This is a genomic window from Actinacidiphila sp. bgisy144 (assembly GCF_057708105.1).
In genome coordinates this window covers 1-10,101 of the sequence record NZ_JBYIRM010000067.1, presented here as the reverse complement: position 1 = coordinate 10,101, position 10,101 = coordinate 1, and the positions used below count along the sequence as shown (strand labels likewise).

Annotated in this window: 9 protein-coding genes; 5 read left to right on the top strand and 4 right to left on the bottom strand. The window is 72.8% G+C overall.

Going from position 1 to position 10,101, the window contains the following annotated elements; genetic code table 11:
- Positions 1-638 precede the first annotated feature (638 nt).
- Positions 639-1,709: an alpha/beta fold hydrolase gene (locus AC3EVP_RS36390; protein WP_435137940.1), complete on the bottom strand. Its 1,071-nt coding sequence runs from the start codon at positions 1,707-1,709 to the stop codon at positions 639-641.
- 212 nt (positions 1,710-1,921) lie between these two features.
- On the opposite strand from AC3EVP_RS36390, the gene AC3EVP_RS36385 reads away from it, so the two are divergent.
- On the top strand, positions 1,922-2,350 hold the full coding sequence (locus AC3EVP_RS36385) for an SRPBCC family protein (RefSeq protein ID WP_435137937.1): 429 nt from the start codon (positions 1,922-1,924) through the stop codon (positions 2,348-2,350).
- Positions 2,351-2,711: 361 nt separating this feature from the next.
- On the opposite strand, the gene AC3EVP_RS36380 is transcribed toward AC3EVP_RS36385, so the two are convergent.
- A complete protein-coding gene (locus AC3EVP_RS36380) occupies positions 2,712-3,626 on the bottom strand; it encodes a phosphotransferase (RefSeq protein WP_435137934.1) in 915 nt (304 codons plus the stop codon).
- A gap of 596 nt (positions 3,627-4,222) precedes the next feature.
- Between AC3EVP_RS36380 and AC3EVP_RS36375 the strand changes: the two genes are divergently transcribed.
- Entirely contained in the window at positions 4,223-5,014 is a 792-nt protein-coding gene (locus AC3EVP_RS36375; RefSeq protein WP_435137931.1) for a hypothetical protein, read from the top strand.
- 39 nt (positions 5,015-5,053) lie between these two features.
- Here AC3EVP_RS36375 and AC3EVP_RS36370 read toward each other — a convergent pair whose 3' ends face one another.
- Positions 5,054-5,317 carry a hypothetical protein gene (locus AC3EVP_RS36370; RefSeq protein WP_335979330.1) on the bottom strand — a complete coding sequence of 88 codons (264 nt, stop codon included), beginning with the start codon at positions 5,315-5,317 and terminating at the stop codon, positions 5,054-5,056.
- A 279-nt stretch (positions 5,318-5,596) separates the two neighbouring features.
- Between AC3EVP_RS36370 and tap the strand changes: the two genes are divergently transcribed.
- The 3 genes from tap (at position 5,597) to tpg (ending at position 9,751) form a co-directional block, all read left to right on the top strand.
- Positions 5,597-7,777, top strand: coding sequence for a telomere-associated protein Tap (tap, locus tag AC3EVP_RS36365; RefSeq protein WP_435137928.1), 2,181 nt, complete (start codon positions 5,597-5,599; stop codon positions 7,775-7,777).
- Between the two features lie 588 nt (positions 7,778-8,365).
- A complete protein-coding gene (locus AC3EVP_RS36360) occupies positions 8,366-8,902 on the top strand; it encodes a hypothetical protein (RefSeq protein ID WP_435137926.1) in 537 nt (178 codons plus the stop codon).
- Between the two features lie 291 nt (positions 8,903-9,193).
- Complete coding sequence (gene tpg, locus AC3EVP_RS36355) at positions 9,194-9,751, top strand: telomere-protecting terminal protein Tpg (RefSeq protein WP_435137923.1); 558 nt, start codon at positions 9,194-9,196, stop codon at positions 9,749-9,751.
- Between the two features lie 45 nt (positions 9,752-9,796).
- Here tpg and AC3EVP_RS36350 read toward each other — a convergent pair whose 3' ends face one another.
- Positions 9,797-9,964, bottom strand: a complete 168-nt coding sequence (locus AC3EVP_RS36350; protein ID WP_335979337.1) for a hypothetical protein — start codon at positions 9,962-9,964, stop codon at positions 9,797-9,799.
- Positions 9,965-10,101: the final 137 nt, after the last annotated feature.

Here is a 10,101-nt window from a genome sequence, read left to right as displayed (position 1 = left end):
CCCGCCCTTCCCCCCCCCCCCCCCCCCGCCGCGCCCCGGGACGTCTCCGCCCGCGGGCACCCGCGCCTCCCGTCAGGCGGACGCCGGGCCCCGGCCGTCGAGCACCCCGGCGAGGAAGCCGTCCCCGTCCGGTCCGGTCGGCTCCGTACCCGCCGGCGCGGCCCGCCCGCCCCAGGAGGCGAACGGGCCGGGTGACCTGAGTCAGTCCGCGGCCGGCCATGGCCGCCACCGATCCCGCCGAGGCCGACACCCTGTACGAGCGCGCCGCGACCCACCCGGCCGCCTTTCCCTTCGAACGCGCCCGCCGCCGACCCGCCCACGGCATCCGGCTGCGCCACACCCGGGGGCCGCAAAGCAGCGCAGCCGCCCGCGGTGAGGCACCGCCGCGCCCGCGTCCACCGCCCGAGGCGGCCCCGGAGCGCGAGCCGGGGCGGCGGCATCTCCTTCCCCGGCGCGGCGCCGTCTCCAGCCGCGAACTGCCCGTTGTCGCCTTCGCCTTCGCGTTCGCGTTCGCCTTCGCCGTCGGCGGACCGGACCGGGCGCCGCACCTGCGGGCCGGCCCGGCGAAGGCCGTCGACGCACTCCCGCGGGGGGACCGGCGGCGGGAGTCCCAGCCGACTCCCGCCGCCGGGGACATCTCAGAGGTGGTCGGCGTCCACGACCGCCTGGGCGAAGACCGCGGGCGCCTCCTGCGGGAGGTTGTGGCCGATGTTCTGGATGGTGCGGTGGTCGTAGGGGCCGGTGAAGTACTGGCGGTAGTTCGCGCCGTCGCCCGCCGGGGTGAAGGGGTCCAGCGCCGGGTCGAGGGTGATGGTCGGCACGCCGATCTTCGGCGCGGTGGCGAGCTGCTTCTCGTAGGGGGCGTAGCGGGCGCCGGTCTCCAGCAGCCCGATCCGCCAGCGGTAGTTGAACAGGACGATGGCGGCGTAGTCGGGGTTGGTGAACGCCTGCGCGGTCCGCTCGAAGGTGGCGTCGTCGAACGCCCAGTTCGGGGAGACGATCTGCCAGACCAGGCGGCACAGCGCCTTGCACTGCTCCGGGTCCTCCATGGCCTGCTTGCCCCGGTCGGTCGAGAAGTACCACTGGTACCACCAGTTGTGCTCGACGGCGGCCGCGGCCGGGGTCTTCTGCGCCTCGACGTCGGTGATGACGTAGCCGCTGGTGGACACCAGCGCCTTGACGCGCTCGGGCCACAGGGCGGCGATGATGTCGGCGGTGCGTGAGCCCCAGTCGAACCCGGCGAGGACGGCTTGGTCGATGCGCAGGGCGTCCATGAACGCCAGGACGTCCAGCGCCACCGCGGACTGCTCGGCGGTGCGGGGGGTGCGGCCGGACAGGAACGTGGTGGTGCCGTGGCCGCGCAGGTAGGGCACGAGGACCCGGTAGCCGAGAGCGGCCAGGGCCGGTGCGACGTCGACGTAGCTGTGGATGTCGTACGGCCAGCCGTGCAGCAGCACCACCACCGGGCCGTGGGAGGGGCCGAGTTCGGCGTAGCCGACGTCCAGCAGGCCCGCCTTGACCTGATGGAGCGCGGGGAAGGTGGTGTGGGTGCCGGGGGTGATCGGGGGCACGGTGGGGGCGGCGGTGTGCCCCGCGCCGTGGCCGGTACCGCCCGCGGCGTGTGCGGTGCCCGGCAGACCCGCCAGGGTCACGGCCGCCGCGCCCGTGCCGAGCCCGAACGCCTTGCCGAAAGTACGCCTGTCGATCATGTGCGACCTCTGTGTCCCGTGAGTGCGGTGGCCGTCCGTGCGGCCGGTGTGTGGCGGGCGGCGCCGCGTGCCGCGTCAGTCAGTTGACGGTGCGTGCGGCGGCCGTGCCGGAACACCTACTCTATACGTCACCGGCTTGACTGGTAACGCATGCGAATGACAGGATCGTCACCTGTCAGAGCAGTTACTTCTTGGGTGAAGGAAATCCCGCCATGGCCGTCGTCCGGTTCCACCTCGTCTCCACGCTCAGCCCGTCCGCCGTCCTCGGCGTCCTGACGGACTTCGGCCCCGACCGCCCCGCCGCGTGGCCCACCATCGACGCCGAGCACTTCGTCGTCCACGACCGCGGCGAGAACTGGGCCGAGGTCACCGAAGGCACCTCCGCGGCGTGGGAGCGGGCCCGCTACGACTGGCAGCCCGGCGGCGACACCGTCACCGTCACCACGCTCGACTCCAAGCTCTTCGGCGCCGGCGGCGGCTGGACCTTCACCCTGACCCCCGAGGGCGCCGGCACCCGCGTGGACGTCGAACTCGTCCGGCGGCCGGCCACCGTCAAGGGCAGGATGCTGGCCGCGATGCTGCCGCTGGCCGCGCCCGGCAGCCTGCGCAAGTCCTTTGGGCGGCCGCTGCAAGCCGCCTGAGCGTTGCGCCGCCCGATCGCGGGGCGGCCTGGTGGTACCCGCTCCCGGCCGCCCGCCCCGGCTGCCGATCCGGTGCTCGACGGGCCCGCCGAGGCCGCCTACCGCGGCCGAATCGCGTTTCCGGGCGGGCGGCTTGACGTCGCGGACCGCGCGGGCGGCATCGAGTCCGCCGTCGTCGTCCATGCTGAACGTGCTGCGTTGGTGGCGGAGTTGCGGCACGCCGTCCGCCGCCTAGAACCTCGGGCTCCCCTCACCGCCGCCTGCCTGCGCGCCTGTCTGCGTAGCGGTCTCGTGCGCTACCAGCCTGCCACGGGCGGACCCGGCCGCTGGAAGGTGTGAGCCGCGGCCCCCGCCCAGGTGTTCAGCACCCGGGTGTGTCCTGGAGAACACGTGTGAGTGCGGCGCGGCCCGCGGGGGCCCAGTGGGGTTTGCCGCCGGGGAGGCCGCGGTCTCCGTTCTGGCCCATGAGGAGGAGGAAGAGGCCCTTCATGGCGGCGAGCCCGCGCGCGCGTCGCATGGTGGCCTCATCGATGGGCGGGTAGGCGGCGAAGAAGTGCGGGGAGCCGCCTGGGGGCAGCAGGACCCATGCGGCCGCGAGGTCCCACGCCGGGTCGCCGGCGTGCAGGGCTCCGAAGTCGATGACGCCGGTCAGGGTGCCCTCGGCGGTCACGACGTTGGCGGGGTGGAGGTCGCCGTGCACCCACACGGGTGGTCCCTGCCACGGGGGAGCGGTGACCGCGTCGTCCCACACGGCCCGGATGCGGTCCTCGGCGTCGGCGAGGTGGCCGAGGTCCACGGCGTGCAGGAAGTTGTCGAAGCCGGCGGCGCAGTCCCTGGGGTGCGCGCCGAAGTCCGAGGCACCGGGAGCGTCGGCGGGCGCTTCGTCGTGCAGCGCGGCGAGGAAGGCGGCGAGTGCGCCGGCCGCGTGCTCGGTGCGGGTGAGGGCGCCGTGGTCGAGTGGCGTGCCCGCGACCCAGGTCATGACGGTCCAGACCTTGGCGAAGTGCTCGGTCGGCGCGCCGTCGCGTACCGGTACGGGGACCGGAAGCGGCAGGCGCGGGGCGAGGGCGGGCAGCCAGCGGCGTTCCTTGAGCTGGAGGTCGGGACCGGCGTCCATCCGCTGCACCCGGATCGCCAACTCCTCCCCGAGGCGCCACATCTGGTTGCCCCAGCCGCCGGCCACCTCCCGCAGGGGCAGCCCGGCGAGGTCCGGATGCTGCTCGCGCAGCAGCCGGCGCAGGAGGAGTTCGTCGACCTCGGTCGCGCTGTCGTTCACAGGCCCACACGTTACTGCCGCGGACAGCGGAGATGCGCCGGCCCCCGCCGACTCGCGGCGGTTTGAGCCCTGCCCCCATCGCCTTCCGCCACCGCGCCCCGGAGCCGTTGTCCGTGTCGGCCGGTGCGGTGGCGGCGTTTAGGGTGGTGTGCGGTGTGTGCCGCGCGTGTGCGTGGTGCGGGTGGGGGCCCACGGGAGGGGACATGGCACTACGTGACCGGGTGCGCGGCATTGGCAGCGCGGTGACGAGTCGGGTGAACGGCGCTGCGGCGGGGCCCGTGCCGGGCGAGGTTCCCGGAACCGGCACCGGTTCCGGCACCGGTTCCGACGCTGGGTCGGGCGCTGGGTCCGACCGTGCCGCCGGCGTGGAGGGTGCGGCGGGGCCTGCCGCCGGGGACGAGGCCGCTCCGCCTGCTCCCGCCCCGGTCCCGGTTTCGGCACCGGCCCCTGCTCCCGCCCCGGCCTCCGCTTCCGCCCCGGCGCCCGTTGCCTCCGCGCGCAGCGCCGCTACCCGTGTGCTTGCCGCGGGCCGGGGGGCCGCGGGCCGTTCGCTCGCTGCCGGGCGTGCCGCGGCCGGAACCGGCAGGACGCAGGCGGTGGCGGCGGCTGCCACGGTCAGGACGCAGGCCGCCTCGACCGCGGACGCGGCTCGCGCGCAGGCCGCGGCGGGCGGTGACTGGGTGATGGACGCGGTGGCCCGGCTCGGAACGCCGCAGGCGCCGGTCACGCAGCCGTGGGAGATCTCGCTGAGCCGGCTGCTGGGGGCGCACCCGCGGGTCCCGTCGGCGGTGGCCCGGCCGCTGCGGTTGCTGGACCGGCTGGGCGCGATCCATCTCGCTCCGCAGAGCGTGGGTTTCGACGGTGAGAGCGTGCCGTGGGAGAAGGTCACCGAGATCCGGATGGTGGGCGGATACCGCCTGCTGACACGGGAGTTCATCGACACGGCGCTGGACGGCATCCGCGGCGCGTTGTGGGGTGTGCCGGGCCGCGAGTGGGTGCTCGGCCGCGCCGCGGAGGCACTGACCGGCCTGGTGATGTCCCAGGTGCAGCGCGGCGGCGGGGCCTTCGCGGAGGTGCTGGTGCCGGGCGAGATCGTCCACCGGGGCCGTTTCGGTCGGAGCCGCTCCCTGTCGGCGAGTCTCTACCCGACCGCTTTCCTGCTGGCGAGTCCCGGGGTGGTGGAGAGCTTCACCGCCACGGCCCGGGCCCGGGGCGTCACCGTCTCCGCTCCGCCCGTCGGCGAGGCGCCCCCGTTCGACCCGTCCACGCTCCCCGTCCTGACGGCGGCTGCGGTGGAAGGGGCCGCCCCTGCTGCGCGGCATCCGGCCCCGGGCCCGGCCGCGGGTGACACCTCCCCGGACCGTCCTGCGGGGGCGGACGCCGGATAGCGGGCGGGAGGTGCCCGGCGGCGAGGGCGGGTGTGCCGTTCAGCCCTTGCAGGTGGGGTCGGCCATGATGACCGGTGCGGCGTCGCGGGTGGTGACGAACGCGCGGAACCCGGGTGCGCCGGCAACGCACTTGGTGGCGATGTTGGCGAACTGGTCGGGGAAGTTGGTGACGTTCGCGGGGCTGTCCTCACCGCGGTGGTTGGCCACGGGTGAGTCTCCCGTACCACGCTTTTCGCTGGCGCACCCCGCGGCGGCCGGCAGCGCGATGAGCACCAACGCGGCGGCGGCCAGGTATCTCGTCACACGTCCTTGCCTCATCTGTCCCTCGCTTCGATCGGCACGGTGGATGCAGTGAACGACATCCACCGGCCGCGTCCGGTTCCCGCCGCCGGTTGCCGGTTGCCGGTTGCCGGCTGCCAGTTGCTGGTACGGCTGTGGCCTGGCGCCCTGTGCCGCGTGCGAAGCGGTTGGGCAGGCGGCGCCGCGAGCCGTCGACGGGAACCTGAAAACTCGACCGCCGGTGCGTGGTTGAAGAGCGATTGGATGTGTGACGTGGAGTAGGGTGCGGGTGGAGGTGAGCTTGTGCCCACGGAAAACGAGCTGTTCGGAGCGGTCGACGCGCTGCTGGAGCAGGTGCCTGCCGATGAGTTGCCGTCTCCGGTGGAGCGCAGGCGGCTACGCGAAGCCGCGGGCCTGAGCCAGGCCCAGGTCGCTCACGCGCTGGGCACCCGTCGTGAGGCGGTCGGTAGCTGGGAGGCGGGGCAGCGTGAGCCGCGGCCGCCGCAGCGCGCCGCCTACGCCCGGCTCCTGGAAGGTCTCGCGCAGCGTTTCCCCGCGCCGGCCCCGGGTGATCGGCCGGTGCCTGCGGCGGCGCCGGTGACACCCGCCGGACCGCCCGTCACTCCGGAGACCCCGAAGCCCCCGGAGCTCCAGGAGCCCCCCGCCCCGACCCCGGTGGCGTCGGCTGTGGGCGGCGTGTCGGAGCCCGTTGCCGCTCCTGCTCCCGCTCCCGCCCCTGCCCCTGCTTCTCTTCCGCCGGGCCCGGGGGATGCGCGGTTCGCGCATGGTCCGCTCGGTGTGTTGGACGGTGACGGCTCCCTGTACTGCGCGGGCGGCCTGGTGCTGGAGTGTCCGGCGGCCACGGTGCCGGAGCTGGTGGCCTGGACCCTCGCCGACGCCCGACTCGGGGCAGGGCGGCTGCACCGGTCGGGAAAGGACTTCGACCCACTGATCGTGCTCACCGCGGCGGCCGCCGAACGGTTGGGGTTGCCGGACCACCTGGCGGACCGGCGGGCGATGCGGCTGCCGGAGGACCACAAGGTCGTCCGGCAGATCGCCCGGGCGAAGTGGCAGCTGACCAGACGGGGCTTCGGGCCGTGGGCTCGGGTCTACCGCCCGGCGCTGGGGCAGCAGCGGCAGTGCGTGCAACTCGCCGTGCTGCCGTGGGGCGCGCTGGATACGCGTGCCTGGGGGAGCGCGGGCGATCTGCCGCCGGCGGAACTCGCGCGGGTGCTGTCCGTCTACGCCGCCCGCGTGCTGACTCCGCGCGGCTCCACTGCGGTGGCGGGGCTGGAGCTGATGACGGCGTTGCGGCCGCCGACGCGGGCGGTGGAGGACGGCAGTACCGGTACGTGGGTGTCCGGGCCGGTGCCCGGTTCGCTCACTGCGGCGGTCGACCCGGCGCCGCCGGAGGCGCCCGACGAACACCCCGTCGTCAGCGCGTTGTTCGCCCGTCACCATGAGCGGACCCCTGACGAGGTGCTCGACGAGGAGGCGTTCGACTGGGTCCGCGACACGGGGTTGCTCACCGACGCGGAGTGCGCGAGGCAGCACGTCGTCGGTGTCGATGTGAACACCGCGTTCCTCGCGGCCGCGAACCGTCTGGTGGTCGGGCTGAGCGGGCCGGAGCATGTGAGGGCGCCGCGGTTCGACAAGCAGGTGCCCGGGTCGTGGCTGGTGGACCTGTCCGGGATCGAGATCGACCCCCGCCTGCCCAGCCCGTTCACGCCGCACGGCCGTCGGCCGGAGGGCCCGGCCTGGTATGCGACGCCGACGGTGGCGTACGCGGCCGAGCTGATCAGCCAGTTCGGGCTGCCGGTGGAGGTGCGTCCGGTCGAGGCGTACCTACGGCGGGAGGCGGGCCCGTATCTGGACCCCTGGTACAAGCGTCTGGCCGAGGCGTACAAGGCGACGATGGCCGACCTCGGGGTGACCTCCGACTTGTCGCCGCAGCAGTTCCTGGACGCGATGGCCGGCCACAAGGCGGGTGATCCGGGCCTGGTGGCGGTGTTGTCCGCGATCAAGTCGACAGTGAAGGGCGGCATCGGGAAGCTGCGTGAACGCCCGCAGGGTGCGAGGTACCGCCCTGGTGAGCGGTGGCCGGCGCTGGAGCGTGCGACGTGGCGCCCGGACATCCGTGCCGCGGTGATCTCGGCGGCGCGGGTGAACATGCACCGCAAGCTGGTCAGGACCGCGCTCGCCACGCAGTCCGGCCCCGCCCCGAGCGGCTGCGTGGTGTTCGGTGGGGATGCGCTGCTGCCGGTGGCGGTGCTGTCGGACTGCGTCGTCTACCCCTCGTCGGGTCCTTCGCCGCTGGATGTCCTGCCCTACGACGCGGCGGGCAAACCCGCTGCGGGCACGTTCCGGCTCGGGGTCTCGCCGGGCATGGTCAAACACGAGGGGACGCAGCCGCTGTTCTGGGCGGTGGAGTTGATGGAGGCCCAGCACAACCCCGCCCGCCACATCAAGGACGGCGACGTGTAGGTACTCAGAATCCGCGTCATGTTCTCGCGAACGACGACCTCTGAATAGCACTTATGACCCGAGGCTGAGATGCCCAGGCGGTCCGCTGCGTGCAGGTCTCCCTCTCTCCGATTTCCCCGTTCCACTACCTGTGGGCACGAAACTCGGCTTTGCTAGGAGTGGAGTAACGCCTCGTCGTTTGTAGTGGCTGGTGCGGGCTTGGTGTTGTCGTCTCCGGCGCCAGATCGACCAGTGCAAGACGTGCTCGACGAATGTGGGCCGGCGGTTGGTGACGCGGTGGATCAGGCGTCTGATCTCGGCGAGGCTGAGGTGGATGAGCTCGGAGGATCCGATCTCGACTGGCTCCGCGACCAACGCGCTGCCGGACGCACCTGCCGCGAACTCGCAGAGGAGACCGGCTTCTCCCTCGGAATGATCAGCTACCTGGGCCGACGGCACGACCTGCCCGGCCGCCGCCCGGGGAAGAACGGGTTGGTCCCTGAATCTCAAGCCAGCAATACCCCGTTATAACGGGGATGGCTGGTCTATCCTGAGCAGGCTGCCTCGGCATCTCCAACCCACCCCGAGGCGGCCTCGCAGGGAGGCGCGATGATTCAGATCACCCTCGGCAGGCAGAAGAACGTGGACCCGAACAGCGACCCCCTCCAGCGCTCGCAGATCGGCTGGAGCGACGGGCTGACCGACCAGCAACTCCACGACATCGCCCGCGGCGTCTGGGTCATCCCCGGATCACGCGTCGAACGAGAGCGGTTCGCGGTCGTCAACGGCGGCGGGACCATCCGCCAGGCCATGGAGATCGACCAGATCGTCGACGTCCCTGGCGGGCGGCGGGCCTTCGAAGGCCGCATCCTCGGCCCCGGGCACCCCGTCCATGACCACTACGTCGGCAAGCCGGCCCCCAATGGCGCTCAGCAGAACCCCATCACCTACTTCGACTCCCCCCTGGGCAACCGCGAGTGCAACTGCGGATGCGGCAAACCCATCAGCCGCGGCGACTTCCTCCCCGGCCACGACCAGCGCGCCATCCACGAGAGAATCGCCCGCATCGGGACCGTGAAGAACTTCATCACCTGGTTCGACCAGACCTGGAAGCCCGACGAAGCCCAGCAAGGCGAAGCCGCGTGAGGAAATGCCACCGAACTGAGACGGAAGCCGCGGGACATCTGATGAGACAGCATCACAAGCAGCAGGTCACCGCGGTCCGTCATGACACTGGCGGGGCGAACCTACAGGATGCCGTGGACGGGGGCGAGTAGGCGTGGGCGACCAGCGCCGCAGCATCCGGTATCGCGAGCACCTGCGCATGCGCCTGACCGGCCCCGGCCCCGGTGTCGGCCCCGGCCCCGCCGGTTGTGGTGTCGGGGCGTACGGCGGCGCCGCTCGGGCTGCCTGTACCCTCCGGCGAGGAGCGTGACCGTGGGGGAGATCGACGACGCACTCCAGCGCGCGGCGGCGAACACCGCGACCCGCCCCATCCCGAAGACCGCGCAGGCCCGGATGCGTTTCCTGGTCAAGGTGGAGAAGGGTTCCACGGCGGCCGTCGCGGCCCGCCTGGGGACCACCCAGCGCACGGTGGAGCGCTATGTCAAGGGCACCTTGCGCCGTCCCCGCAAGGACCTGGCGGCCCGTCTGGAGCGCGAGGTGCGGCGCGAGTGGCAGCCCCGTGTCCGGCGGCGCGCGAAGAAACATGCCGCCTCCCGTGGGGGGATCGTGATCGAGACCCGCGCCCGCTTCGGCTACACCGCCGCGCCCGGCAGCACCGACGACTCCCGGATGCGCCGTATCACCCAGCACCTGCCTCCCGCCTACGCCGCCCGCCTGTTCGACGCGCAGGCCGCCGGCGCGACCGAGGAGCAGTTCCGGCGCATCGCCGCCGAAGGCCTTCAGGAGATCTACTTCAAGGACCGCGGCCGCCGCGCCGAGGGCTTGGAGGTGGAGTTCACCGACATCGACTACATCGAGCTGGACTTCTGACCTGCCCCGACCTCGATGGCGAAGTCACGGGTGTGTCTGAGCGCTTCATTTGGCCAGTGAGCGTGTGAGCTGGCCGTTTGAGTTCTCCATGTCGATGCCCCGGCTGAGCTGCTCGGCGTAGGCGTCGAGCAGCGGCCTCATCTGCTGGTAGAGAGGCACTTTGTTCTGCCGGAGCCACTGCCCGATGCTGAACCGGTCCTGACTCCATGCCATGTTGAGTTCGGGTTTGCTGCTGGATGTCCGGCGCAGCGGCCTAGCCGATCCGCAGGGGGAGGGTCTTCGGGCCGCGGGCCTGGGTCCCGCCCCAGGCCACCGTGGAGGGGTCCTGGAGGGTGAACTCGGGGATCCGT